Raw genomic sequence first — 26,770 nt, 5'->3', positions numbered from 1 at the left:
GGCAGCTGCAGTGCCCTTGCGGGAGACTCCATGATGGTGCGCAAGACCTGAGCACGCTATTCGCGGCGGTCCGACGCCTCGGTAAATCCTGCTCCTACAAGAGCGTGGCGCCTACAATCCTTGCTGCAACGCCGGATCATCCGGATTCTGCTGCTCCAGCTGGGCCAGCAGGATCTGCACGTTCTGCAACTGCCCGCTTTCCTTCCAGTAGCTGATCAGCAGCACGCGGGCCTTGCGATTGGCCGGATGGCGTTGCACCAGTTCTTCCAGCTGACGCTGGGCTGCCTCGAGCTGATCGAGATCGTGCAGGGTGGTGGCGAGCTTGAAGCGGTACTCGGTATTGTCCGGCTCCAGCTCGACCGCCTTGGCCAGGCTGAGCAGGGCGTATTCGCTCTGCCCATGATGCAGCAGCCAGACGCCCAGGGCATGTTGCAGGTAGGCCGACTGTGGCTGCACCTCCAGTTGCCTGGCCAGTAACTGTCGTGCCTGCTCTGGCTGGTTGCGCTTGTCCAGCAACTCGACCTGGGCGACCACCGCCTTGAGGTTGTTCGGTTCCAGTTGCGAGATGCGCTCCAGGGATTGCTGGGCCTCGTCCAACTGGCCCTCGTGCAGGTACAGCCGGGCCAGTTGGAACTGCGCCTCGGCGCTTTCCGGCTGGGCCTTGAGGGTGCGCTCATACTCATCGACCACCTGCTGCAGCGGGCCGAAATACAGCCCCTGGTCGTCCGGCGAAAGGCCGAGCATGGCATTGGCCGCGGCGAAGCGCACTTCCTGTTCGCTGTCCTCCAGCACGGGCCCGAGCAGCAGGGCGCGCTGGGCTCCGGGAACAAGCCCGACAATGCTCTGGATCGCCGCCTCGCGCACCAGTGCCGAGGGGCTCTGCAGGTCCGCGTCGGCCAGCTTCAGTGCCCGGGGGCTGGGGTAGTTGGGCAACTCGGCATGCAAGGCCGCCCGACGGATATCCGACAGGTCGGTGCGCGCCAATTGCTGGTATAGCACCCGCGCTGCGCCCGGCAGGCCGTTATGTGCCTGCTTGAGCGCCTGGCCGTAGTTGACGTGCGGCGCCTGGGGGGCGGCCAGCTTGCCGGGCAACTTGTGCCAGATGAATCCGAGGGCGAGCACTGACAACAGGCTGATCAGCAGGTAGCGGCGGGGCTTCGTCATGCAGGGTCCGTGAGCTGGCGAGCTTTTCGTGAGGCTGCCAGCTTCGGTCAGCCGCGTCCCGGAGTCAAACCCCGGGGCTCAGTTGAGGACGTATTCCACCGGCTGCAAGGCTGGCGGCAGGTCGCGATGGCCGAGGCTGGCCAGGATCTCCCGTTCCACGGTGCGCAGGATCGCGCTGCAGGGCAGGTCGTTTTCATCGAAGCCGAACGGGTCCTCCAGGTCGTCGCCAATCTCGTCCAGGCCGAGGAAGGTGTAGCTGACGATGGCGGTGAACACCGGCGTCAGCCAACCCAGCGGCTCGGCCATGGCGAAGGGCAGGAGGATGCAGAACAGGTAGATGGTGCGGTGCAGCAGCAGGTTGTAGGGGAAGGGCAGCGGCGTCAGCTTGATCCGCTCGCAACTGGCCTGGACCTGGCTGAGGCTGGTCAGCAGCCCGGCGAACACGGTGTAGCGCCACTCGCTGATCAGCCCTTGTTGCGCGAGGGCCTGACAACGGGCGCCGATGCCTTGCAGCAACTGGTCGGTGGCATTCGGATGGTCGGGGCTTGGCACCTCCTGCTGCCAAGGCCGCATGGCCTGGCGTTCGTCTTCCCGGCGCAGGCGGGCGATCAGGCCATGGGCGAAGCCACAGAGTTCGCGCAGCAGGGCGGTACGCTGTGGCTCGTCGCCCAGGACCTGGCTTTCACGGATCAGCGAGCGGATATCGATGATCATCTGGCCCAATTGCTTGCGGCCTTCCCACCAGCGGTCATAGCAGGCGTTGTTGCGGAAGCTCATGAAGATCGACAGCGACAGGCCGAGCAGGGTGAACGGCGTGGCGTTGACCTTGGAGAAGAACTCCGGGTGGGCGGTTTCGACCAGCACGATGGCGGCGGCGAGGAGGGTGACCACCAGGCAGCGCCAGGCAATGCGACGGGCGATGGAACCCTTGAGGGAAAACAGGATGGCGATCAGGTTCGGCTTGGGGCGGACGATCATCGGACGGGACTGCTTGCAGCGCGGGGTTATGCAGGCGAAGACTAGAAGTCCGGCAGGGGCTTGTCCAATTGCTTTGTCTGACGGCGTGATCGACAGGGTCTATCAAGACTCTGTGGCACGCCGGTTTTCATTATCAAACGGCGATCAGCAGGCAGGTGCGCCCCTGTAGGAGCCGGCTTGCTGGCGATGGCGATGCATCCGTCGCCACAGGCTGCTCAATGGCCGCCTTCGGCGGATCGCCAGCAAGCCGGCTCCTACAGGGGTGTGTCCTTCCTGGCAAAAAAAGCCCCGCAACCGAACGGCAGCGGGGCACAAGAGGATCGGAGGGGCATCCAGTCCGGGAGAGTTGAATCAGTTGCTGGCGACGGTCTGCGGAGTGAAACCGCCGCCCAATGCCTTGTAGATCGCCACGATGCCGCGATACAGGTCGACTTCGGCCTGGGCCTGGCTGTCTTCCGCCGCCAGCCGTTCGCGCTGGGCATCAAGCAGCACCAGAAAGTCCACGCTGCCTTCGCGATAGCGGATCGTAGCCAGGTCGGCGGCGGCACGGCTCGATTCGCTCTGGCGAATCAGCGAGATCAGCCGCTGCTGGCGCTTGCCGTAGTCGGTGAAAGCGTTCTGCGACTCTTCCAGGGCCAGCAGCACCTGCTGCTCGTAGGTCGCCAGGGCGCCTTCGGCCTCGGCATTGGCACCGCGCAGGCGGGCCCGTACGCTGCCCAGATTGAACGCCGGCCAGGTGATGCTCGGGCCCAGGGCCCAGGCGTTGGCCGCCGACGAACCGATCTGCGAGCCACGCCCGGCGGTGAAGCCGAGAAAGCCGCTGAGACTGACCCGTGGGAACAGATCGGCCTTGGCCACGCCGATCCGGGCGGTGGCGGCGGCCAGCTTGCGTTCGGCACTGAGAATGTCCGGGCGGCGTTGCAGCAGGTCACCTGGATTGCCGATGGCCAGGGCCTTGGAAATCGCCGGCATATCCTTGGGGCTCAGGTCCACCGTCAAGCTGTCCGGACGCTCGCCGAGCAGGGTGGCGATACGGTTCTTCTGCCGGGCCTGTTCGGCCTGCAGTTGTGGCACGCTGGCTTCGACCGCCGCCAGGCGGGCGTCGGCACGGACCACGTCGAGCTGGTCGCCCACACCGGCATCACGCAGGCTTTCGGTGATGCCTTTGGACTCCTGCTGGTTCTTCAGGTTGGCCAGGGCGATCTTTTCCCGCAGTTGTGCGCCACGCAGTTGCCCGTAGGCATCGACCAGCTCGGCGATCAGGGTCACCTGCAACTGGTACAGATCGGCCTCCGCCGCTTGTTGATCGGCGTCGGCGGCTTCCAGGTTGCGCTGGATACGGCCGAACAGGTCGACCTCCCAGGCCATGTCCAGCCCCAGATCGTAGCGCTCGCTGTTGACCCGGCTCTCGGTCTGGCCCGGCACCTGGCCCTTGCCGAGGTTGGCGCTGGCGCGACTGGTGATGGTCGGCATCGCGTCATCGCTGACGTCGTCGCGGATCGCCCGCGCCGCCTTCAGGCGGGCGAAGGCGACACGCAGGTCACGGTTGCCGCTCAGCGACTGGGTGACCAGTTGGTTGAGGGTCGGATCGTCGAACTGTTGCCACCAGACACCCTCGAAGCGCGCACGGTCGAAATTCTTGCGATCGGCGCTGTCATCGCTGGCGGCGCTGATCTTCGCCGCCGGGGTGTCGGGTGTCTTGTAGTCCGGGCCGACGGCACAGGCGCTCAGCGCCAGTACCAGCAGGCTCGGGAGAAAGGCCTTCATACTGCTCATTGTTGCGCCTCCAGCTTGAGGGCCCGGGCAGCCTTGCGAGCTTCACCACGCTCGACAAAGCGGCGGATCAATACATAGAACACAGGGGTCAGCAGCAGACCGAAGAAGGTCACGCCGAGCATCCCGGAGAACACTGCCACGCCCATGGCATGCCGCATCTCGGCACCGGCACCGCTGGAGAACACCAGGGGTACCACGCCCATGATGAACGCCACCGAGGTCATCAGGATCGGCCGCAGACGCAGGCGGCAGGCTTCCAGTACCGCAGCCAGCGGGTCGAGGCCTTCTTCCTGCTTGTCCTTGGCGAACTCGACGATGAGGATCGCGTTCTTGCACGCCAGGCCCACCAGTACGATCAGGCCGATCTGGGTGAAGATGTTGTTGTCGCCACCGGACAGAATCACCCCGGCAATCGCCGACAGCAGGGTCATCGGGACGATCAGGATCACCGCCAGCGGCAGGCTCCAGCTTTCATACAGGGCCGCCAGCACCAGGAACGCCAGCAGAACGCAGAGCGGGAATACCAGCAACGCGGTGTTGCCCGAGAGAATCTGCTGGTAGGTGAGGTCGGTCCACTCGTAGGTCATGCCGTTGGGCAGTTCTTCCTTGAGCAGTTTCTCGATCGCCGCCTGGGCCTGGCCTGAGCTGTAGCCCGGGGCCGCGGCACCGTTGATCTCGGCGGTGATGAAGCCGTTGTAGTGCATCACGCGGTCCGGCCCCGAGGTGTCGCTGACCTTGATGAAGGTCGCCAACGGAATCATCTCGCCCTTGTTGTTGCGCACTTTCAACTGGCCGATCTGGTCGGATTCGAGGCGGAACTGCTGTTCGGCCTGGACGTTGACCTGATAGGTGCGACCGAAGCGGTTGAAGTCGTTGGCATACAGCGAACCCAGGTAGATCTGCAGGGTGTCGAAGATGTCGCTGACGGCCACGCCGTGGGTCTTGGCCTTTTCGCGGTCGATGGCGGCATCGACCTGCGGCACGTTGACGGTGTAGCTGGTGAACAGGTTCGCCAGTTCCGGCACGCTGCGGCTCTTGGCGATGATGTTCATGGTTTCCTTGTACAGCTCGTCGTAGCCCAGGTTACCCCGGTCCTCGATCTGCAGGCGGAAACCGCCGATGGTGCCCAGGCCTTGTACCGGCGGCGGCGGGAAGATCGCCATGTAGGCTTCCTGGATCCCGGCGAACTTGCCATTCAGGGCACCGGCGATGGCGCCGGCCGATTCACTCGGGTCCTTGCGTTCGTCGAACGGCTTGAGGGTGACGAACACGATGCCGGCGTTCGGGCTGTTGGTGAAGCCGTTGATCGACAGGCCGGGGAAGGCCACCGCGCTTTCCACGCCCGGCTGTTTCAGGGCCAGGTCGGACATGCGCTTGATCACGTCTTCGGTGCGGTCCAGGCTGGCGGCGTCCGGCAGTTGGGCGAAGGCCACCAGGTACTGCTTGTCCTGGCCGGGCACGAAGCCGGTCGGGGTGGTCGAGAAACCGAGCCAGGTCAGCACGATCAGGCCGGCGTAGAGGACCAGCGCCACGCCGCTGACGCGGATGACCCGGGCGACGGCGCCGACGTAGCCATGGCTGGCACGGTCGAAGAAGCGGTTGAACGGACGGAACAGCCAGCCACCGAGCAGCGCGTCGAGCACCTTGGAGAAACGGTCCTTGGGCGCATGGTGGTCCTTGAGCAGTACCGCGGCCAGGGCCGGTGACAGGGTCAGCGAGTTGAACGCCGAAATCACGGTCGAGATGGCGATGGTCAGGGCGAACTGCTTGTAGAACTGGCCGGTCAGGCCGGAGATGAACGCCGCCGGGACGAACACCGCACAGAGCACCAGCGCCGTGGCGATGATCGGGCCGGTCACCTCGCGCATGGCGCGCTTGGTGGCTTCCACCGGGTTCAGGCCCAGGCCGATGTTGCGCTCGACGTTTTCCACCACGACGATGGCGTCGTCCACCACGATACCGATCGCCAGTACCAGGCCGAACAGCGACAGGGCGTTGAACGAGAAGCCGAACACGTGCATGACCGCGAAGGTACCGATCAGCGACACCGGTACGGCCACCAGCGGGATGATCGAGGCGCGCCAGGTCTGCAGGAACAGGATCACCACCAGAACCACCAGCACCAGGGCTTCGAACAGGGTGTGGATCACCGCTTCGATGGAGCCGCGGACGAAGATGGTCGGGTCATAGACGATGCTGTAGTCCATGCCCTGGGGGAAATCCTTCTTCAGTTCTTCCATTTTTGCCCGGACTTCGTTGGAAATCTCGATGGCATTGGAACCCGGACGCTGGAAGATCGGGATCGCCACCGCCGGCTGGTTGTTCAGCAGCGAGCGCAGGGCGTACTGGCTGGAGCCGAGCTCGACCCGGGCGATGTCTTTCAGGCGAGTGATCTCGCCATCGTCGCCGGCACGAATGACGATGTTCTCGAACTCTTCCTCGGTGACCAGGCGGCCCTGGGCGTTGATCGACATCTGGAAGCTGGTGGCATTCGGTGCCGGTGGTGCGCCCAACTGGCCGGCCGCGACCTGGCGGTTCTGCTCGCGGATGGCGTTGACCACGTCAGTGGCGGTCAGGTTGCGCGAAGCGGTCTTGTTCGGGTCGAGCCAGACGCGCAACGAGTAGTCGCCCATGCCGAACAGTTGCACGTCACCCACGCCGCCCAGGCGCGCCAGCTCATCCTTGATATTGAGCAGGGCGTAGTTGGACAGGTAGAGCATGTCGTAGCGCTGGTCCGGCGAGGTCAGGTGCACGACCATGGTCAGGTCGGGCGAAGCCTTGTCGACGGTGATACCGATCCGGGTCACCTCGGCTGGCAGCTTGGGCTCGGTGCGGGTCACGCGGTTCTGCACCTGTACCTGCGCGTTGTCCAGGTCGGTGCCCAGGGCGAAGGTGATGGTCAGGGTCAGCTTGCCGTCGGCGGTGGACTGCGAGGACATGTAGAGCATGTTCTCGACGCCGGTGATCGCCTGTTCCAGCGGTGCGGCCACGGTTTCGCCGATCACCTTGGGGTTGGCGCCGGGGAAGTTGGCGCGCACGACCACGGTCGGCGGTACCACTTCCGGGTATTCACTGATCGGCAACTGGAACAGCGAGATCGCACCGGCGATCAGGATCAACAGCGACAGTACGGCCGCGAAGATCGGTCTTGATATGAAGAACTGGGAAAAATTCATCGTGTGTATCCCTTAACCGCGTGGAGTCGCTGCGGCCAGCTTGTTTGCCTGGGTCGGCGCGGCCTTGGCCGGGGCGACCTGGGACAGGTTGCTGGCTTCCAGGGCTTGTCGTTGTTGCGCCAGGGCGGCGAGGGTTTCCTTGCTGGCCATCGGGATCACTTCAGGATCCACCGGTGAACCAGGGCGCACGCGCTGCAGACCCTTGACGATGATGGTGTCATCCTTGTTCAGGCCGCTGCGCACAATACGCAGGCCTTCGATCTTCGGACCCAGCTCGACAGTGCGGTAGGCGGTCTTCTTGTCGGCATCCAGCACCAGCACGAACTTCTTGCCCAGGTCGGTGCCGACCGCTTCGTCGTTGATCAATACGGCGTCGTAGGTGCCGCTGCCGACCAGTTTCAGACGGGCATACAGGCCTGGGGTGAAGCTGCCGTCGCTGTTGTCGAACACCGCGCGACCGCGAATGGTACCGGTGCGTGGGTTGACCTGGTTGTCGACGAAGTTCATCTGGCCCAGGTGCGGGTTGCCGGTTTCGTTGGACAGGCCCAGGTAGACCGGAGTGGTCTGGCCGCGTTTGCCCTGGCGAGCCAACTGGGTGTACTTGAGGTAGACCCGCTCGTCGGCGTCGAAGTAGGCGTAGACCTTGTCGGTGGAGACCACGCTGGTCAGCGGTGTGACATCGGCGGTGACGATGTTGCCGGCGGTGATTTCCGCGCGGCTGACGCGGCCGGTGATCGGCGCGGTGACGCGGGTGAAGCTCAGGTTCAGGCGCGCCAGGTCCAGTTGTGCCTGGGTCGCGTCGACCGCGGCCTTGGCTTCCTGGGCGGTGCTGGTACGGGTGTCGGCCAGCTCGGTGGAAATGGCGTTGCTGGCCAGCAGGCGCTTGCCGCGTTCGGCTTCGTTGGCGGTGCGATTGGCCGTGGCGCGGGCTTGCTGCAGTTGGGCTTCCAGGCGATGGACTTCGGCCTGGTAGGGGCGTGGATCGATCTGAAACAGCAGGTCGCCTTTCTTCACCAGTGCGCCTTCGGTGAACGCCACCTGGTCGATCTGACCGGAGACGCGCGGACGGATCTCCACGGTTTCCGGGGCTTCGAGGCGGCCGGTGAACTCATCCCACTCGTTGACGGGTTGTTCGATGACCTTGGCCACGCTGACCTTGGCCGCCGGCATCGCGCCGCCTGCCGCCACCGGTGCCTTACCACAAGCGCTCATCACCACGACTGCCAGGGCCGCGAGAGGGAAGCGCAAAAGTTTAAGTGACTGTTCCATGGGGGGGAGTCCGCCAATCTGTTGAGATGGGCGGATCATGCGTTGGCCGCTGATCGCACACGAATCGAATGAAGCGAAGGTAACTATCATTCGGAATGATATGAGCATGAAGGCAGCCCTCTAGCATGCGCCTTTCGTTAGCTGCCTATCAATAATCCCGAATGCAATTCACTCTTGCCGCAGCTGCAAAGGAAGCCCGTGGCGAGGCGCTTCAAAGGGGATTCCCAGGGCTTTATTGATCCGGGTCAATAAAGCGAAGCGCCAGGTATGTTTGGAAATATTTCCAAATAGGAATTGCATGCAAAAACAATGCGGCATTTGGCCATTATTGAGTAAGATGGGCCCCGGCGCAGGGGAACAACAACAAGGAACTTCATGGCGCTGCAACTTTACCGGCTCACCTGGAGACTTGAAGGAACATGTTCAGAAACCTGCCCCTGCGAATGAAACTGATGCTGATTCTGATGATGCCGCTGTTGGGCTTCCTGATTCTGGCCGGGGTTTTCGTCGTCGATAACTACAAGACCCTCAATGACATGAACACGACGGTGAGTGCCAGCGCCACCGCACAGAAACTCAGCCGGTTGATCACCACGCTGCAGCGTGAGCGCGGCGCCAGCGGGGTGTTCATCGGCAGTCGCGGCGCCGCTATGGGCGATCGCCTGGCGCAGATGCGCAAGGAGTCCGACGATTCGGTCAGGGCGATTCGCGAGCTGTCGGCGTCCACCGGTGAAAACCTCGACATGGTCTTCAAGACACTGGACGCACTGGCGCAAGTTCGTGCCCAGGTCGATAAACTGACAATTAGCGCAACCGATTCCGGCCAGCGTTATACCGATACCATCAAACAGCTGATCGGTTATACGCAATCCCTCGAGGCACGTGTAAACAACGCAACGATCGTCTATGCCCTCGGCGCGCTCAATCAGTTCATCGAGATGAAGGAACGGGCCGGGCGGGAGCGGGTGATATTGGGCCTGGTCTTCAATCAGGACCATTTCGATGAATCCCTGCTGTCCAGCTTCAGTCGCAATCTCGGCGAGTTCGCCGCGTATGCCGATGCCTTCCGCCGCAAGGCCCCCGAGGCCTCGCTGCAGCAGTTCGATCGGGAGATGCAGGCACCGGCGGCGCTTGAAGTCGCCAGGCTGCAACGCCTGGGCTTCGAAATTCCGATGGGCCAGCCGCTCGGTATCAAGCCACAGGCCTGGTTCGAAACCGCCACCCAGCGCATCGACCTGATGAGCCACGCCGAGGAAGCGCTGGGGCAGAGTGTCAGCGCACTGGCCGCAGAGCGCCGCGATGACGCCAGCCGGGCGTTGTGGCTGACGATCGGCGGTGCCATTGCAGCCTTGCTGGCCGTTTCGCTGCTGTCCTACCTGATCATTCGCAATATCGATGAGGCGGTGGCGGAGGTGAACCGTGTACTGGATGGCCTGGCACAACGTGACCTTACCGCCCGGACCCGCTATGAAGGCCGTGACGAGTTCGGGCAGATCTCGCGCAATCTCAACGGCATGGCCCGGGAAATCCGCGATATCGTCCAGGAAATCGGCAGTGCCACCGCGCAGGTGGCGACTGCCGCCGAAGAGTCTTCCCAGGTCACGGTACAAACCAGTCAGAGCGTCGAGCAGCAACGCCAGGGCACCGAGTTGGTGGCCACGGCGATCAACGAGATGAGTGCCACCGTGCGTGATGTTGCCCGCAGCACCAGTGATGCGGCGCAGCTGTCGCAGCAGGTCAATGTCAGCACCACCCAGGGTCGCGGTGAAATCGAAGGCACCATCGAGCTGATTCGCCAGGTCTCGACTCAGGCCGGAGAAACCGCTTCGATCATTGGCGAGCTCAAGCACGAAAGCGATGCGATTTCCTCGGTGATCGATGTCATTCGCGACATCGCCGAGCAGACCAACCTGCTGGCGCTGAACGCGGCCATCGAGGCGGCCAGGGCAGGGGACCATGGTCGCGGCTTCGCGGTAGTGGCCTCGGAAGTACGGACCCTGGCGCAGAAGACCCAGGAGTCCACCGGCAGTATCCAGCAGATGATCGCCAATCTGCAGGGCGGCTCGGACCGTGCCAGCACTTCGATGCAGGAAACCCTGGACAAGGCCCGTGCCGGCGCCAGTCGGATCGAGCGGGCGGGTGAGTTGCTGGTGCAGATCTCCGAAGGGGTCGCCAGCATCAGCGACCGCAACATCCAGATCGCCTCCGCCGCCGAGGAGCAGAGCGCCGTTTCCGAAGACATCAGCCGCAATGTCAACGAGATCAACGACCTGGTGGTTCAAGTCAGTGCCGGTGCCGAGCAGACCGCCATTACCAGCCGCGAGCTCGCCCGGTTGGCCGAGCATCAACAGCAGTTGGTCAGCCGCTTCAAGGTCGCCTGATTCCGGCGACCTGTGCGACGACGAGGCGGTCGGCGACGATCGCCTCGCTGGAAAGTATTTAATGAGAATAAGTATCAAAAGCTAATAGCATGGTATACCATGCGCCGGCTTTTTTGGGCGCCTATACCCTCTCTTTTGGCTCTTTTACTAGGATTCATTGTTAATGCGTCGCACCCTGATTTCGATTTGCGTGCTTCAGGCGTTCGCCTCGTCCGTATGGGCGGAGCAGAACGCTGCGGAAAAGACCACCCTGGAGCTGCAGGCCACCGACGTAGTCGGTACCGCGGACTACGAAACGGCGCAGGGGCCGGTCAAGGGTTACCGCGCCACGCGCTCCGCCAGTGCGACGCGCACCGATACCGCGATTCACGAAACACCGCAGTCGATCAGTGTGGTGACCCAAGACGCGGTGGAGGATATCGGCGCCACCCGCCTGCAGGACGCACTCGACTACGCCGGCGGCGTGGGGCGGGCGAACAACTTCGGCGGGCAGGGGCTGACCACCTTCACCGTGCGTGGTTTCACCACCGGCGAGTTCTATCGCAATGGTTTCCCGATCAACCGCGGTTATCCGAACATGCCCGATGCCAATACCATCGAGCGCCTGGAAGTGCTGCGCGGTCCGGCCACCACGCTGTATGGTCGTGGCGATCCCGGCGGTACCTTCAACGTGGTATCCAAGCAGCCGCTGGCCGAGCGTACCGTCACCCTGGGCAGCCAGCTCAACGACCAGGGCATGAAGCGCGGCACCCTGGATGCCTCCGGGCCGCTGGATGAGGAAGGGCGCCTGGCCTATCGGTTGAACGTGATCGGCGAGGGCGGCGATACCTTCCGTGATCATGTCGAGACCGAACGCTATGGCGTGACGCCGGTGATTTCCTGGCAGGCCACCGATGAGACGAAGATCATCTTCGAGGGTGACTTCATGCGTAACAATCACCCGCTGGATCGTGGTGTCACGCACTACGCGAAGCAGATCGGCACGGCGTCGCGCGATACCTTCTTTGGCGAGAAGGATGCCGGCAAGCTGCACAACGACAACAATATGGCGCAACTGCGCTTCGAGCACCTGCTCAATGAGAACTGGACGTTGGGCGGTGGTTTCCAGTGGCTGGATGGCACCTTGCAGGGTAATGCCGTCGAGGCCAATGGTATCGGCGCCGACGGCCGCACGCTGGGCCGCAACTTCAACTACCGCAAGCTGGAGTGGACGGACAAGGACGCCCAGTTGAACCTGACCGGGCATTTCTCCACCGGAGGTCTGGAGCACACACTGCTGACCGGCGTCGAGTACGAGGATTACGATTACAAGTCGATTATCCAGCGCTCCAGCGGGGCAGTGGATTCCTACACGGTCGACATCTTCAATCCGGTCTACGGCCAGGCGCGCCCGGCCCTGACCCGCACGCCGACCCATGACAAGGAAAACCTCAAGACCTACGCGGCCTTCGTGCAGGATCAGGTGGCGTTGACCTCGCGGCTGAAGGTGCTGGCAGGGGCCCGCTTCGAGCGTTTCGAGGATGATTACGAATCCTTTGTGCAAGGTGTGAAGAGCTGGACCAAGAATGAAAACGGCGTGACGCCGCGTCTTGGCGTGATCTATGACCTCACCGACACGCTGGCGGTGTACGCCGATACCGCGCGCTCCTTCAAGCCGAACAGCGGCGCCAGTCGCCAGGGTGGCGGTTTCGATCCGGAGAAGGGCAAGTCCTATGAAATGGGCATCAAATGGGAAGCCCTGGATCGTCAGTTGAGCGTTGATGCGGCGATCTATCAGATCGATAAACGCAATGTGCTCACCACCGACCCTGTCGACTCGACTTTCAGTGTCGCGGCGGGGGAGGTTCGCAGTCGTGGTCTGGACTTGAACGTGACTGGTAACCTGACGCCGGAATGGCGGGTGATCGGCGGTTATGCCTACGTCGACGCCGAAGTGACCAAGGACAACACGATTCCGAAGGGAACCCGGTTACTGAATATCCCGCGCAACAGCTTCAGCCTGCTTAACGTCTATGAGTTCCAGGATGGCGCGTTCAAGGGGCTGGGTCTGGGCGTCGGGGGCAAGTACGTTGCCGAGCGTGCCGGTCAGACCGCGGCCACGGCGTTTTCCATGGGCAGCTACACGGTCGTCGACCTGCTCGGCTTCTACAAGGTCAACGAGAAGGTGCGGCTGAACCTGGATGTGAAAAACCTGTTCGATCGCGACTATGAAGAAGGCGCGTTTGGTAACGTTTATGCCTATCCAGGCGCACCGCGAACCGTCCAGGTTGGCGTTTCCTACACGCTTTAAGCGCACAAAGCTTCGCGGGCGAGCCCTGCTCCTACCAAGTGGTGTCGTAGCTGAGTTCTGTGTACGACGCAGCCCTGTAGGAGCAGGGCTTGCTCGCGAATACGCCCGCCGCCTCCCCCCAGCCCCAGTCCTCCATCCTCGGCTCCCGAATCGGGAACATCCTCTATTCTCTCAAGTGGCCTTAAGCCATTCCCTTGTCGGCCGATAACCGTTTAAGCGTCCGTCCTTTGCCGAGGTGTGTCATGTTCAACAAAAAACTCAAAGATGAACTGGCGGCCAGGACGGCCGAAATGGAGAACTACAAGGGACTGGTGGCCGCACTCGATCGCTCGATGGCGGTGGTGGAGTTCAGCCTGGATGGCAAGGTCATCCGCGCCAACGAGAATTTCTCGAAAACCATGGGCTACCGTGCAGACCAACTGCCTGGCAAGTCCCACAAGGACTTCTGCGACCCCGAACTGGTGCGTAGCCGCGAGTACAGCGACTTCTGGGCCCAACTGCGTTCCGGGAACTTCGTCTCCGGCACGTTCAAGCGTGTCAACGCCCAGGGCCAGAACGTCTGGCTGGAGGCCAGCTACAACCCGGTGCTGGACGAGCAGGGCCAGGTCTGCAAGGTGGTCAAGTACGCCCTCGATGTCACCGGCCAGGTGGTCAGGGAGGCTGATACCCGGGCCAAGCTGGCGGCACTCGACCGGGCGATGGCGGTGATCGAATTCGACCTGAGTGGCAATATCCTCTGGGCCAATGACAACTTCCTCAGCACCATGGGTTACGCCCTGGCTGACCTCAAGGGCAAGCATCACCGGCTGTTTTGCGAGCCCGGCCTGGTCAACAGCAGCGAGTACAGCGACTTCTGGCGCCGGCTCAACGCCGGCGAGTTCTTCAGCGGACAGTTCAAGCGCATCGGCAAGCACGGCAGGACCGTCTGGCTGGAGGCTACCTACAATCCGGTGTTCGATGCCGCCGGCAAATTGAGCAAGATCGTCAAGTTCGCCAGCGACATCACCGAGCGCGTCGAGAAGTTCGAGGCCGACTCCCTCGGCGCGGCGCGGGCCTACCATATTTCCGCCGAAACCGAGCGCGTCGCGGAGCAGGGCGAGCAGGTCATCCAGCAGACGGCCAAGGAGATGCGCCTGATCGCCGACAACATCGGCAATTCGTCGCGCCTGGTCGGACAACTGGGCGGACGTTCCGAGGAAATCACGGCGATCGTCAACACCATCCGCGGCATCGCCGAGCAGACCAACCTGCTGGCCCTCAACGCCGCCATCGAGGCGGCACGGGCGGGCGATCAGGGACGGGGCTTCGCCGTCGTGGCGGATGAGGTGAGGCAATTGGCCGGGCGCACCAGCCGCTCGACCACCGAGATCGCCGAAGTGATCGGCAAGATCCTCGCCGAAACCCGCGATGCGGTGGCCAGCATGCACGTCACCCAGGAAGGCGCGCAACGTGGCGTCACCCTGGCCGACCAGGCCGGCTCGGTGATCCTGCAGATCCGCAGTGGTACCAGCGATGCGGTGGAGGCGGTGAGCATGTTCGCGTCCAAGCTGGAGGAGTCCGACATCATTCCCAAGACGGCGGTGGGCTGGGTTGGATAGGGGCTGACGCGTCAGCTCTACTGGCGCAACAGCTCGATCTGGTCTGCCGGTACCAGCGTGCGCAAGGTCTTGTACAACGCACGCGTCTCCAGCAGGTTCCATACCCGCAACATGGTTTCCACGGCATCCAGGGGCTTGCTGATGAAGTCCTTGGCTCCCAGCGCCAGGGCCCGCAGGCGGGTGTCGCGGGTCGCATCGGCGGTCAGTACCAGGATGGGCAGGTACTCCGCCACGGGAATGCGCCGGTTCAGTTGCTCCAGGATGGCGAATCCGTCGAACTCCGGCATGTGCAGGTCAAGGATCACCAGGTCCGGCTCGAAACTGTTGAACAGGTCCAGGGTCCGCAACGGCTCGGTGCTGCTCAGGACGTTGCTCAGGCCCTCGCGCACCAGCAGTTGTTCCATCAGGTCGAGGTTGGGCCGTTGATCGTCGATGATCAGGATACGCAGGTCGTTGTTCACATGGGCTCCGCTAGATGCTGGTCGAGATGGGCGAGGAACGAGGGAATGTGGATCGGCTTGCCCAGCACCGCCGTGGCACCGGCTTCGCACAGGGCCTGGCGGGTCGCCTCGCTGGCGTCCGCGGTCATCACCAGCACCGGTGTCGAGCGGGTGCTGGGCGACTCACGCAACTGGTGCAGTATCGCCAAGCCGTCCATGTCCGGCAGGTTGGCGTCCAGCAGAATCAGTTGCGGTGCATGCTGCGCGGCCAGGTCGAGCCCCAGTTGCCCCTGCATGCTCGACAGCAGCCGAATGCCCGGGCGGCGCTGCAGCAGCGTCTCGATCAGTGCCAGGCTGGCGAGATGATCCTCGATGTACAGCACCTGGCCATGCCTGCCCGGGGGGATGGAAGCAGGGGGCTGGGACGGCTGCTCGATGGTTGCGGCACCGGGCTCCGGGGGCTTCTGCAGGCGTGCGAACGGCAGTTCGAGGGTGAATCTGGAACCCTGGTCGGGCCGGCTTTGCACCGTCAGGCGGCCTTGCATCATTTCCAGCAGGTTTTTGCTCAGGGCCAGGCCCAGGCCGCTGCCCTCGATGTTCGGATCGATATCCAGGCGCTCGAAGGGTTTGAACAGTTGTTCCAGGCGCTCGGCGGCAATGCCTTTACCGGTGTCGATGACCGACACGGCGACGCGTTGCTGATCGACCGAAACTTCCACGCCAACCTGGCCCTGGGGCCGGTTGTACTTGATGGCATTGGACAACAGGTTGAGCAGCACCTGGGTCAGGCGCTGGCGATCGGCGACGATGCCGCAGTCCATCGGCAGGCAGGGCAGCGGCAGCAGGTGGATGCCGGCACTCGCGGTCATGGGCGAGACCAGCGCCAGGGCCTCCTGCAGGGCCGGTGCCAGGGGCACGGGCTCGAGGTTCAACTGCAAGTGCCCGGCTTCGATGCGGGCGATATCCAGCACTTCGTTGATCAGCCCCAGCAAGTGCCGGCCGCCGCGCAGAATGTGCCCGACATTGGCCTGCTGTCCCGGCTGAGCGTCCATTTCCAGCAGTTGCGCAAAGCCCAGGATCGAGTTGAGCGGGGTACGCAACTCATGGCTCATTCGCGACAAAAACTCGCTCTTGGCGCGGCTGGCGCGCTCGGCTTCCTCGCGAGCGGTGCGCAGGGCGATTTCGGCAGCGCGGCGGTCGGTGATGTCACGGGTGATCTTGGAAAAGCCCCGCAGTGCGCCGCGGCTGTCGTATTGGGCGGTGATCACCACGCTGGCCCAGAAGCGGCTGCCATTCTTGCGGATCCGCCAGGCCTCTTCCATGTAGTGCCCGTCGCGGGTCGCCTCGCGCAGCGCGTGCTCGGGATGCTCCGGGCATTCCGCGGGCAGGTAGAACAGCGAGAAGTGCCGGCCGATGATTTCCTGTTCGGTGTAGCCCTTGATCCGCTCGGCGCCGGCGTTCCAGCTGGTGACGAAACCCTGGGTGTCGAGGGCGAAGATGCCGTAGTCCTTGACGCCGTCGATGATCAGCCGCAGGCGCTCTTCGTTGTCGCGCAGGGCCCGTTCACGTTCGGCGAGCAGCAACCCGGCTTCCACCAGGCGCGTGCCGAGCTGACCGATTTCATCGTTTTCCGGCGGTTGCGGCTGCAGCGGCTGACCGAGTGCCAGGCGCTGCGCATTGCCCTTGACCTGCTGCACCCGGGCGACGATGCCCCTGGACAGGAACAGCACCGCGACGATGGCGCCGAACAGGCCGCAGAAGGCCGCCAGCAGCGTCGACAGCAGCAGTCGCTGGCGGGTCGCGACCGCCGCGGCGGTACGCTCGGCCAGCAGGGTGTCCTCCAGGGTGAGGATGGTGCCGATATGCTCGCGCAGCTCGTCGAGGATGTGCTTGTTGCTGATCAGGATCGGCGTGATCGCCGCCGGGTTGGCGCGGTGCTCGGCGAGCATTTCCTCGAGGCCCGCCACCTTGCTGTCGATCAGCGGCTCGATGGCTTCCAGGTGCCGGCGCACCCGTTCATCGCGTACGTTGCGGTTCAGCCGTCGCAGGGCGTCGTCGATCAGCGGCCGGGCTTTCAGGTAGCCCGGCAGGAAGTCCTCGCGTCCGGTCAACAGGTAGCCGCGCACGCTGGCGGCCGCCTCGGCGAGCAGGGTATGCACGGTCTGGATATCGCCCTGCACCCGCAGCACCCGGCGTACGTCCTCCTCGGCGTGGGCGGTCTGACGTTCGGTAATGTAGATCAGCACCAGCGACATCAGCAGGATCACCAGCGGCAGGGAGATCGCCACCAGCGCCTTGCCCCGTAGCGGCAGGTCGATCCAGCGCCGGGCGGAGAACAGCCTCATGGTTGGGTCACCAGGCCCAGGGCGATGCCGCGTACGGCCGCCTGGGTACGGTCCGATGCCCCGAGTTTGCCGATGACCCGCTCGACATGGGCCTTGGCGGTTCCGGTGGTGATACCCAGCCTTTCGCCGATTTCACGATTGCTCAGGCCATCGGCCACCAGTCCGAGCACCTGGCGCTCGCGGGCCGTCAGGTTTTCACTGGCCGCCGCGCCCTGGCCGTGGCGTTCGGTCATGCGCCGCAACAGACGGGCGCTGACCGCGCTGTTCAGCACTTCCTCACCACGCGCGACGCGTTGCAGTGCATCGATCACTTCATCACGGCGCGCGTCCTTGAGCAGATAGCCCACGGCACCGGCCTGCATGGCCGCTTCCAGATGGTCCGGGCTGTCGTCCATGGTGAAGATCACCACTTTCAGCGCCGGCTGTTTCTGTCGCAGGAGTCGCGCCGCGCCGAGGCCGTTGAGCACCGGCATGCGGATATCGAGGATGGCGATGTCGGGTTGCAGCCGCTCGCACAGCTCCACGGCCTGCTGGCCATCACAGGCCTGGCCGACCACCTCGAATTGCGGATGGCCGGCGAGCAGGGCGACGAAGCCGGTGCGGGTGACCTCATGGTCGTCGGCCAGGACCAGGCGCAGGACGGCTGTCATTGAGCGGTTTCCTCCAGAATGCACGGCACACTGATCGACAGTTGCGTACCGTGCCGTGGCGTGCTGATGCAGGTGAATGTTCCTCCGAGCAGGCTGGCGCGCTCCTGCATCGTCGCCAGCCCCAGGTGACGGGCGTCGTGGGTCACGAGCGGCTGAACCGGGGCGAAGCCCTTGCCGTTGTCGGCGACTCGCAGCACGGCCTGCCCCCCGCAAAGCTCCAGAGCCAATTGCACCCGGCTGGCCCGGGCATGCTTGAGAATGTTGTTGATGCCTTCCTGGGCGATCCGGAACAGGGCGATTTCCACGGCGCTGGGCAGGCGGGCCTGGCCGCGAGCCATCCACTGTACCTGGAGGCCAGCGTCGCGCAGGCGGTCGGCTTCCTTGTCGAGTGCGGTCAGCAGGCCGAAATCGTCGAGCACGGTGGGGCGCAGGCCGGCGATCAGTTGCCGTCCCTCGACCACGCAATGCTGGGCCAGGTGGAGAATTGCCTGCAGATCGGCGTCCAGCGGCTGCGGCAGTGTGGGGCAACGGCCGGCAAATCCCTGCAGGCGCTGGTGCAGGCCGGCCAGGGTCTGCGCCAGGCCGTCGTGCAGGTCATAGGCCACGCGCTTGCGCTCGTCCTCCTGGGCCCGGAACAACCGGCTGACCAGGTCCGACAGGGTACGATCGCGAACGATCAGCGTACGCAGCAGGCGCTCGTTCTCCAGGTGTGCGGCCAGCAGTGTGGCGAGCAGTTGCAGGGATTCGAGGTCTTCGTTGTCCGGTGCGGTGATAGGGGTGCTGTTGGCAAGCACCAGGGTTCCGAAGCTCCGGTCGTCGCCGCCACGCAGCGGTATCCGCAGCACCTGGGACAACAGCGCACCCGGTTGTTCCCGCCAGCAGGGGCCTTGCAGCGACGCGTCGATCCGCCCGTCCAGGCTGGCGAGGCGCTCCGGGCTGCCCAGGCTGGCAGTTCTGTCGACCCGGCCATCGGCGTCATGCTCCAGCAGAACCCCGTGGTCCATGGCGAGAAACGCACAGGCGCGGGCAAGCACGCGCTCACGCATGAGCGCCGGGGACAGCCGGGTCAGTTCCTGGCCGGTGTCGACCAGCAGACGCAGGCGCGCCGCGCGACTCTGAGACTGCCGGTACTGGGTGCGGATGGCGAGGGCGCTGCCCGGATCATGAGGCAGGTTTGGCATGGTCGGGCTCCGACGCGTCGAGAGGCGTACCCGTGCGGGCGAGGGCGCTATTAAACCGTGTAACCGGGCTCCGGGCTATCTGCCGAATGGCATAGGCAAATGGCTCCGGTTGGCCGATGGCGGCCAGGACGGTCCTTGGCAAAGTACTGCCATCGGACCCCACTGGAGCATTGCAATGAAAATGAAGACTTCGGCCCTGGTACTGCTGGCGGCCCTCGGCACCCCGTTCGCCCAGGCCGCGCAGACGAGCCCCTATGTCTACAACGATGTCGCCGTGCAGCCGGCAAACCAGAAGGACCGCGAGATCGCCGGCCTGTTCGATCGCTGGAACGCGGCGCTGAAGACCGGCAACGCCCAGGCGGTAGTGGATCTGTATGCGCCGGACGCCATGCTGCAGCCGACGGTGTCCAATCAGGTGCGCACCACGCCGGCACAGATCAAGGACTACTTCGACCACTTCCTGGCGCTCAAGCCGGTCGGGCAGATCAACTACCGCGACATCCATCGTCTGGGCAACGACGTGGCCATCGACAGCGGCGTGTACACCTTCACCCTGACCGGGACCGACGGTTCGAGCCGCCAGGTCCAGGCCCGCTACACCTTTGTCTACGAGCAACTGAACGGCCAGTGGAAGATTCTCAACCACCACTCCTCGGCGATGCCGGAAGCGCAGGCCAGGCACGCCGCCAAATGATCCCCTAAGGGGCGGACATGTCCCTGGGAGCATGGCTGGCGAGCATGAAGAACACGGCGACCGCCAACAGGCCGATCAGCACGGCCGAGGTAGTCAGCAGCACCGAGTGCGTGGTCGAGAAGGCCGCTTTCGCCGCCTCGATCAGCGCGCTCGCCTGGCTTGCCTCCAACTGCTGTGCCACGACATGAGCGTCGCCGATGGAGCGGCTGGCCTGGGTCGCCAGCGGTTGGGCCAGGTCAGGCGGCACTTGGAGCGTGCGCCCGAACACGTTGGACATGAACACACCGAAAAAGGTGATCCCCAGTCCGCTGCCCAGCTCATAGCCCGTCGCCTCCAGCGATCCCGCCGCACCGCCCTTGCTGGCGTCCACCGACCCCATGATGGCGATGGAGGAGGCGGTCAGGCCGATACTCAATGCCAGGCCCAGCCCCGCCAGCAAGGCTGGCACCCACACACCGGGGTGATGGAAGTCGGCATGGGCCAGCAGGGCAAGGATCAGGGCCGAAACCGCCAGCGACAGGCACGCCACCAGGCGCAGGCCGAACCGGTTGGTCAGGTGGCCGGCGCAGGGGCCGCCGACCGCGGCCGCCGTCATGATCGGAATCATGAAGACCCCGGCCTGCAAGGGCGTCTTGTCCAGCACGTACTGCAGTTCCTGGGCCAGGGTCAGCTCCACGCCGGCCAGTGCACCACAGGCGACCAGGGCCATGATCATGCCCGCCAGGATCGCCGGGTGGGAAAACAGCGACAGGTCCAGCATCGGGCTCTCGGCCCGCAATTGCAGGCGGGCGAACAGGGTCAGCGACACCACGCCGAAAGCCAGGATCGGTAGGGTGAACACAAGCGGCTGAGCGGCCCCGACCCCGGCTTTGATGCCGTACACCAGCGCAATGATGCCGGCGATCAATACCAGCGCCTGACCACAAGCCCAATGGCCGGGCGTGGTGATCTCGCGACGGGGCAACAGCACGAAGGCGAACAGCAGCACGACCAGCACCACCGGCACGTTGATCAGGAACACCGCGCCCCACCAGAAGTGCTCCAGCAGCACACCGCCGATCAGCGGCCCGACCGCCGCACCTGCGGCGCCAACGGTGCCCCAAAGCCCCAGGGCCATCGCCCGTTCCCTTTCATCCTCGAAGGTCCTGCGAATGATGCCCAGCACGCAAGGCATGATCATCGACCCGCCGAGGGCGAGCAGCACGCGGGCACCAATCAGCAGGGCCGGGCTCGGGGCAAAGGCCGCCAGCAGGGACGCGATCCCGAACACCAGCAAGCCCGTCAGCAGGATACGCCGGTTGCCGATCCGGTCGGCCAGGCTGCCCATGGGCACCAGCAGGCCGGCCATCAGCAGCGGATAGATATCGATGATCCACAGCACTTCGGTCCCGGAGGCGCCCAGCGCCAGGGTCAGTGGTGGAATGGCGATGTGCAGGATCGTCATGTCGATCACCACCGGCAGGAAGGCCAGCATCACGGCGAACAGGATCAGCCATCGTTTGGCTGAGGAAGGGGAAACAGGCATGGGCACTCGATGCGATCATGGCGGGAAGGCCCAGTGTGCCTTGCAACGGTCGAGAGGAATGTGAGGGATTGTGAAGCTTTGTGTCCTTCCGGACATGGATGCCGAACGGGGCTCGTTGCAGGCAGCCCCGTCAGGCGAATGGGGGCCCACCCATCGGTGGGCCCCAGGATCACGGCAGGGCGTACGCCATCACGTAGTCTCCACGATCGGGCGATTGCCGCGCGCCGCCGGCGGTGATCACCACGTACTGCTTGCCGGTCTTCGGCGATACGTAGGTCATCGGGCCGCCCTGGCTGCCGACGGGCAGGCGCGATTTCCAGATTTCCTTGCCGTTGCCACTGTCGAAGGCGCGCAGGTAGAAGTCCTGGGTCCCGGCGATGAACACCAGGCCGCCCTGGGTCGCCAGGGTGCCACCAAGGGTCGGCAGGCCGATCGGCAGCGGCAGGTGCATGCGGACGCCCAGCGGGCCGGTGTCTTCGACGGTGCCGACCGGCACCTGCCAGGCGATCTGGCGGGTCTTCATGTCGATGGCGGTCAGGGTGCCATAAGGCGGAGCCTGGCATGGAATGCCGGCGACCGACAGGAAGCGGTTCTTGTTCACCGCATAGGGCGTGCCCTTGAGCGGCACCGCGCCCATGCCGGTGTTCAGCGCTTCTCCACCGCCTGCGGCGGCGCCCTTGTTGGCCGAAGGAATCATCTGGATCCACAGGCCCAGGCGCATGTCGTTGACGAAGATGAAGCCGTTCACCGGGTCGGTGGACAGGCTGCCCCAGTTCATGCCGCCCAGGGAACCGGGGAAGCTCAGCGACAGGTCGGTGCCGGGTGCGGTGTAGAGGCCGTCATAACGCATCTTCTTGAAGTCGATACGGCACAGCAACTGGTCGAACGGGGTCGCCCCCCACATGTCCGATTCGGTGAGGGTCTGCGCCCCGATCTGCGGCATGCCGACCGATTTCGGCTGGGTCGGCGAGTAGGGCTCGTTGGGGATGTCGGCGGCCTTGACCGGCACTTCCTCGACCTGGGTCAGCGGCTTGCCGGTGGCGCGGTCGAGCACGTAGATCTGCCCGGCCTTGGTGCCGATGACCACGGCCGGGACCTGCTTGCCGTCATCCCGGGTGAAGTCGATCAGGCTCGGTTGCATCGGCAGGTCGAAGTCCCAGAGGTCGTTGTGCACGGTCTGGAAGACCCACTTCTCGGCGCCGGTGCTGGCGTCCAGGGCGACGACCGAGGCGCCGTACTTGTGGTTCAGCACGGTGCGCTCGACACCATAGATGTCGGTGGAAGAGCTGCCCATCGGCAGGAACACGGTGTTCATCGCCGGGTCGTAGGACATCGGCGCCCAACTGTTCGGGGTGCTGCGCACGTAGGTCTTGCCTTCGGCGGGCGCCTGCCTGTCCCGCGGGTTGCCCGGGTCGAACGCCCAGCGCATGGCGCCGGTGATCACGTCGAAACCACGGATCACGCCGCCCGGCATGTCGGTCTGGACATTATCGGCGACACGGCCGCCGACCACCACGGTGGTACCGGCCATCAACGGCGCGGACGACAGTTGGTAGTAGGAGTCCGGTACGTCACCGAGACCGGCTTTCAGGTCGACCTGACCCTGGTTGCCGAAGCTCTCGCAGAAGGCCCCGGTGTCGGCGTCGACCGCGATCAGGCGGGCATCGATGGTGTTGGTCAGGATACGACGCTGGCAGTTGGCACCGGCCGGCACGCTGGCGGCGATCACCGGCACGCTGTTGGGCTGGGTCGGCTGGACCAGTGGCTGGGTCGCATCGAAATAGGCCATGCCGCGGCAACGCTGCCAGACCTTGGTCTGGGCGTTGATTGCGTTCTTCCAGAGCTGCTTGCCGGTGTCGGCATCCAGCGCGATCAGGTTGTTGTGCGGCGTGCAGATGAACACCTTGTCGCCGACCTGCAGCGGGGTCAGCTGGTCTTCGGCACCGTTGCCGTCGCTGATCGCCACGTCACCGGTGTGGTAGGTCCAGGCCACCTGCAACTGGTTGATATTGGAACGGTTGATCTGGTCCAGCGCGGCGAAGCGGCTGCCACCCTCGGTGTTGCCGTAATGAGCCCAATCCTTTTGCGCCCTGGCCGGGTCGACCGGTGTCAGGGCCGGGCCGTTACCGGTGGCCGGTACGGTGGGGTGAGCGACGAACATGTTGCCCACCGCCCAGACCAGTGCGATCGCCAGCACCGCGGCCAGGCCGTAGGCGCCACGTCCGGCGGTACGGCCGGCAGCGCGCAGCAGGGTCGGATAGACCAGCGCGACCACCAGGCCTATGACACTGAACATGAACAGGCGGGAGAACATCGGCCAGAAGCTGCGGTCGGTGTCCAACAGAGCCCAGATCACGGTGCCGATCAGGAACGCGGCGAACAGCCAGGCGCCGCCCGGCTTGCGGCGGGCGATCAGGAGCCCGGCGATGGCCATGGCCAGGCCGCCGATCAGGAAGTACCAACTGCCACCCAGGGTGACCAGGCGCACGCCGCCTGCGGCCAGGGCAAGGCCGAGCAGGGCGATGATGACGCCCAGGCCGGTTAGGATGAATCTGCTGAGGCCGCGGGCCCGAGGGGGTTGTGTCATACAAGAACGTCTCGCTGTGTAGATGCGGGGGACTATACCCTTAGCCTGCTAATTAACTAAACAGTTAATTTGAGGTAATGCGACAAATTTTCACAAGAGTTGGCCTTGACAAAGGCAGATTAGCTCTGGTTTTTGCGAGTGCCGGGGCGTCCTGCTGAGTTTTCTTGCAGAACACTCAGGAAATGGAGACGGGTAATCCTCCAGAAACTTATACAAACTTTGTACATTAATATATTCTTGTACAATATTTGTCGCTTCCGGTGTCCCGCCCATGGCACGCAGACCCTCGGCGTTCAAACTGCTCGCCCTCAGTGCGCTGATCACATTGACACCACCGGCGTGGTCGCAGGACCGCTCCCCCCTGGACGGTACCCGCCTGATAGGTACGGCAGAGTTCAGTTGGTTCGGCCTGCGGCTTTACACCGCCCGTCTCTGGAGTGCCGGCGCGGTGCAGGATTGGCAACAGCCTTTTGCCCTGGAACTGATCTATCACCGTGCCTTGTCCCGAACCACCCTTGTCCAGGCCAGCCTGGACGAGATTCAACGGCTTTCCGACCGGCCCTTGGCGCCAGACACCAAGGAGCGCTGGACGAAGGCGATGCGGGAGGCCTTCGTCGATGTGCACCCGGGCACGCGAATCACCGGCTTGTACCTGCCGGGTCGCGGCTGTCGCTTCTATGTCGATGGGCAACTGAGTCGCGAGATCGCCGATCCGGCCTTCGCCCGGGCGTTCTTCGCCATTTGGCTCGACCCGCGGACCCGCGATCCACAACTCCGCCAGAGACTGCTCGGTCTGGCCGGGAAGCCATGAGGAGGAGATGGACCGCATGGATGACGACACCCTCATCAACCGCTCGAACATGAGCAAACCCGGTGTGAAGAACGGTCAGGTCACCTTGTTCTTCCGCCGTCTGCCGGAGGGCACGCCATGAACCTGCAACACCTCACTGAACTGGCTGCCGCCGGTTCCATCAATGAACTGGAACTGCTGTCGCTCGAAGGTGGCTTCTACGTGCTGCGCGCCCTGACCAGCAGCGGGCCACGGACCTTGTGCGACGGGCGAGGCCAGGCGCTGCACCTGCGCTCGACCACCGAGCTGCGACAATTGCTCGCCGATGTGCCGCCGCTGCGCTGCACCCTGGTGCAGCACGTAGTGCACGATGAGATGTGCGGGCAGCGCAGCGGCCCGATCGAACCGTTGCGGGTGCCGGTGACACTGGCGAGCCAGTGGTAGTGCCAGCGATGCGACTGGGCCTGGTGTTGGGCGACCAACTGTCGTTCGACCTGGCGCTGCTGCGCGCGCTGGATCCGGCACGTGACACCTTGCTGATGACCGAGGTCGACGGTGAGGCCCGTTATGTGCCGCATCATCCGCAAAAGATCGTGCTGATCTTCAGCGCCATGCGCCATTTTGCCCAGGCCCTGCGTGACCGGGGTTGGCGCGTGCAGTATGTGCGGTTGGACGACCCGGGCAACAGCGGCAGCATTGCCGGTGAGCTGCGCCGCTGGCAGGCCGAGCTGGGGGCGGGTGAGCTGCATGTGACCGAGTGTGGCGAATGGCGCCTGGAACAGGCTCTGCGCGACGCCGGACTGCCACTGACCTGGCACCGCGACACGCGCTTCCTCTGTTCCCGGCAAGCCTTCGCGCGCTGGGCCGCCGGCCGCAGGCAGTTGCGCATGGAGCACTTCTACCGGGGCATGCGCAAGCGCTGCAACCTGCTGCTGGAACCCGATGGCAGCCCGGTGGGCGGCGCCTGGAACTTCGACAGCGACAACCGCAAACCGTTGCCGAAGGGGCTGCGTGGGCCTTTCCCGGCGCACTTTGCCCGGGACGCGACCACCGCCGCTGTGCTGGATCTGGTCCGCGGGCGTTTCCCCGAGCATTACGGCACGCTCGACGCCTTCGATTATCCGGTGACCCATGAGCAGGCCCGGGAACTGTGGCGGTATTTCCTCGAGTTCGGCCTGGCGGCCTTCGGTGACTACCAGGATGCAATGGCCGAGGGCGAGCCGTATCTGTTCCACGCACGCATCAGTGCCGCCTTGAATATCGGTCTGCTGGATGTCCGCCAGCTGTGCGACGACGTTGACAGCGCCTGGCGCGAGGGGCGGATACCGCTGAACGCCGCCGAGGGTTTCATTCGTCAACTGATCGGCTGGCGCGAGTACGTGCGGGGTATCTATTGGCTACGCATGCCCGAGTACGCCGGGCTCAACTACCTGGGAAACACGCGTGCATTGCCCGAATTCTACTGGACGGGGAAGACCCGCATGCGCTGCATGGCCCAGGTCATCGGCCAGACCCTGGAGCTGGGCTACGCCCACCATATCCAGCGGCTGATGATCACCGGCAATTTCGCGCTGCTGGCCGGTATCGCGCCCGCCGCGATCTGTGAATGGTACCTGGCCGTCTACCTGGACGCCTTCGACTGGGTCGAGCTGCCCAATACCCTGGGCATGGTGATGCATGCCGACGGCGGCTATCTGGGATCCAAACCCTACTGCGCCAGTGGCCGCTACATCCAGCGCATGTCCGACCATTGCCAGCGATGCGACTACAAGGTCGAGCGGATGGTGGAAGAGGATGCCTGTCCGTTCAATGCGCTGTACTGGCATTTCCTTATCCGCCATCGCCAACCCCTGGTGGCCAACCCGCGGCTGGCCCTGGTCTACCGCAACCTCGACGGTATGCCGCAGGCACGGCGCGAGGCTTTGT

Annotated in this window: 18 protein-coding genes and 2 pseudogenes; 9 read left to right on the top strand and 11 right to left on the bottom strand. The window is 64.3% G+C overall.

Annotated features, from left to right (window positions below; translation table 11 throughout):
* Positions 1-111: 111 nt before the first annotated feature.
* The 5 genes from K675_RS0123000 to mexE form a co-directional block, all read right to left on the bottom strand.
* Positions 112-1,164 carry a tetratricopeptide repeat protein gene (locus tag K675_RS0123000; protein WP_017905818.1) on the bottom strand — a complete coding sequence of 351 codons (1,053 nt, stop codon included), beginning with the start codon at positions 1,162-1,164 and terminating at the stop codon, positions 112-114.
* Positions 1,165-1,242: 78 nt separating this feature from the next.
* The gene (locus tag K675_RS0122995; protein WP_017905817.1) at positions 1,243-2,142 is read right to left on the bottom strand and encodes a bestrophin family protein; all 900 of its coding nucleotides are present in this window, start codon (positions 2,140-2,142) and stop codon (positions 1,243-1,245) included.
* A 351-nt stretch (positions 2,143-2,493) separates the two neighbouring features.
* Positions 2,494-3,918, bottom strand: coding sequence for an efflux transporter outer membrane subunit (locus K675_RS0122990; RefSeq protein WP_017905816.1), 1,425 nt, complete (start codon positions 3,916-3,918; stop codon positions 2,494-2,496).
* Positions 3,915-7,094, bottom strand: coding sequence for an efflux RND transporter permease subunit (locus K675_RS0122985; RefSeq protein ID WP_017905815.1), 3,180 nt, complete (start codon positions 7,092-7,094; stop codon positions 3,915-3,917). Before K675_RS0122985 ends, K675_RS0122990 begins: the two co-directional genes overlap by 4 nt.
* Before the next feature lie 12 nt (positions 7,095-7,106).
* On the bottom strand, positions 7,107-8,363 hold the full coding sequence (gene mexE, locus K675_RS0122980) for a multidrug efflux RND transporter periplasmic adaptor subunit MexE (RefSeq protein WP_026145464.1): 1,257 nt from the start codon (positions 8,361-8,363) through the stop codon (positions 7,107-7,109).
* A gap of 419 nt (positions 8,364-8,782) precedes the next feature.
* Here mexE and K675_RS34250 point away from each other — a divergent pair.
* From K675_RS34250 to K675_RS0122960, 4 genes and pseudogenes are all read left to right on the top strand, one after another.
* A pseudogene (locus K675_RS34250) lies at positions 8,783-9,886 on the top strand (nitrate- and nitrite sensing domain-containing protein); the annotation flags it as partial.
* Positions 9,878-10,744, top strand: a complete 867-nt coding sequence (locus K675_RS34245; protein WP_420066346.1) for a methyl-accepting chemotaxis protein — start codon at positions 9,878-9,880, stop codon at positions 10,742-10,744. The pseudogene K675_RS34250 and the gene K675_RS34245, both read left to right, overlap by 9 nt.
* Before the next feature lie 163 nt (positions 10,745-10,907).
* Entirely contained in the window at positions 10,908-13,034 is a 2,127-nt protein-coding gene (locus K675_RS0122970; RefSeq protein WP_017905812.1) for a TonB-dependent siderophore receptor, read from the top strand.
* Between the two features lie 242 nt (positions 13,035-13,276).
* On the top strand, positions 13,277-14,632 hold the full coding sequence (locus K675_RS0122960; protein ID WP_017905810.1) for a methyl-accepting chemotaxis protein: 1,356 nt from the start codon (positions 13,277-13,279) through the stop codon (positions 14,630-14,632).
* A 17-nt stretch (positions 14,633-14,649) separates the two neighbouring features.
* Here K675_RS0122960 and K675_RS0122955 read toward each other — a convergent pair whose 3' ends face one another.
* Genes K675_RS0122955 through K675_RS0122940 form a run of 4 tightly spaced genes read right to left on the bottom strand, consistent with a single transcriptional unit; the run spans position 14,650 to position 19,248 of the window.
* A complete protein-coding gene (locus tag K675_RS0122955) occupies positions 14,650-15,093 on the bottom strand; it encodes a response regulator (RefSeq protein ID WP_017905809.1) in 444 nt (147 codons plus the stop codon).
* On the bottom strand, positions 15,090-17,417 hold the full coding sequence (locus tag K675_RS0122950; protein WP_017905808.1) for an ATP-binding protein: 2,328 nt from the start codon (positions 17,415-17,417) through the stop codon (positions 15,090-15,092). The genes K675_RS0122955 and K675_RS0122950 overlap by 4 nt, the downstream gene beginning before the upstream one ends.
* Entirely contained in the window at positions 17,414-18,067 is a 654-nt protein-coding gene (locus K675_RS0122945) for a response regulator (protein ID WP_017905807.1), read from the bottom strand. Before K675_RS0122945 ends, K675_RS0122950 begins: the two co-directional genes overlap by 4 nt.
* Positions 18,064-19,248, bottom strand: a complete 1,185-nt coding sequence (locus tag K675_RS0122940) for a sensor histidine kinase (protein WP_017905806.1) — start codon at positions 19,246-19,248, stop codon at positions 18,064-18,066. Before K675_RS0122940 ends, K675_RS0122945 begins: the two co-directional genes overlap by 4 nt.
* Before the next feature lie 175 nt (positions 19,249-19,423).
* Here K675_RS0122940 and K675_RS0122935 point away from each other — a divergent pair, with 175 nt between their 5' ends.
* Complete coding sequence (locus K675_RS0122935) at positions 19,424-19,942, top strand: SgcJ/EcaC family oxidoreductase (protein ID WP_017905805.1); 519 nt, start codon at positions 19,424-19,426, stop codon at positions 19,940-19,942.
* A 4-nt stretch (positions 19,943-19,946) separates the two neighbouring features.
* On the opposite strand, the gene K675_RS0122930 is transcribed toward K675_RS0122935, so the two are convergent.
* Complete coding sequence (locus K675_RS0122930; protein ID WP_017905804.1) at positions 19,947-21,467, bottom strand: MFS transporter; 1,521 nt, start codon at positions 21,465-21,467, stop codon at positions 19,947-19,949.
* A gap of 169 nt (positions 21,468-21,636) precedes the next feature.
* Positions 21,637-24,054 carry a glucose/quinate/shikimate family membrane-bound PQQ-dependent dehydrogenase gene (locus tag K675_RS0122925; RefSeq protein WP_017905803.1) on the bottom strand — a complete coding sequence of 806 codons (2,418 nt, stop codon included), beginning with the start codon at positions 24,052-24,054 and terminating at the stop codon, positions 21,637-21,639.
* Positions 24,055-24,325: 271 nt separating this feature from the next.
* Here K675_RS0122925 and K675_RS0122920 point away from each other — a divergent pair, with 271 nt between their 5' ends.
* From K675_RS0122920 to K675_RS0122905, 4 genes and pseudogenes are all read left to right on the top strand, one after another.
* Positions 24,326-24,865, top strand: a complete 540-nt coding sequence (locus tag K675_RS0122920) for a chalcone isomerase family protein (protein ID WP_017905802.1) — start codon at positions 24,326-24,328, stop codon at positions 24,863-24,865.
* A 7-nt stretch (positions 24,866-24,872) separates the two neighbouring features.
* A pseudogene (locus tag K675_RS32785) lies at positions 24,873-24,986 on the top strand (DUF3833 family protein); the annotation flags it as partial.
* A complete protein-coding gene (locus K675_RS0122910; RefSeq protein WP_017905800.1) occupies positions 24,983-25,288 on the top strand; it encodes a DUF6482 family protein in 306 nt (101 codons plus the stop codon). The pseudogene K675_RS32785 and the gene K675_RS0122910, both read left to right, overlap by 4 nt.
* 8 nt (positions 25,289-25,296) lie before the next feature.
* A partial coding sequence (locus K675_RS0122905; protein WP_017905799.1) for a cryptochrome/photolyase family protein occupies positions 25,297-26,770 on the top strand: 1,474 nt, incomplete at its 3' end.

The organism is Pseudomonas fuscovaginae SE-1 (assembly GCF_000364705.1).
Taxonomy (GTDB): Bacteria; Pseudomonadota; Gammaproteobacteria; order Pseudomonadales; family Pseudomonadaceae; genus Aquipseudomonas; species Aquipseudomonas fuscovaginae_A.
The sequence above is the reverse complement of the archived record's forward strand: the minus strand, read 5'-3'. Positions and strand labels throughout refer to the sequence as shown.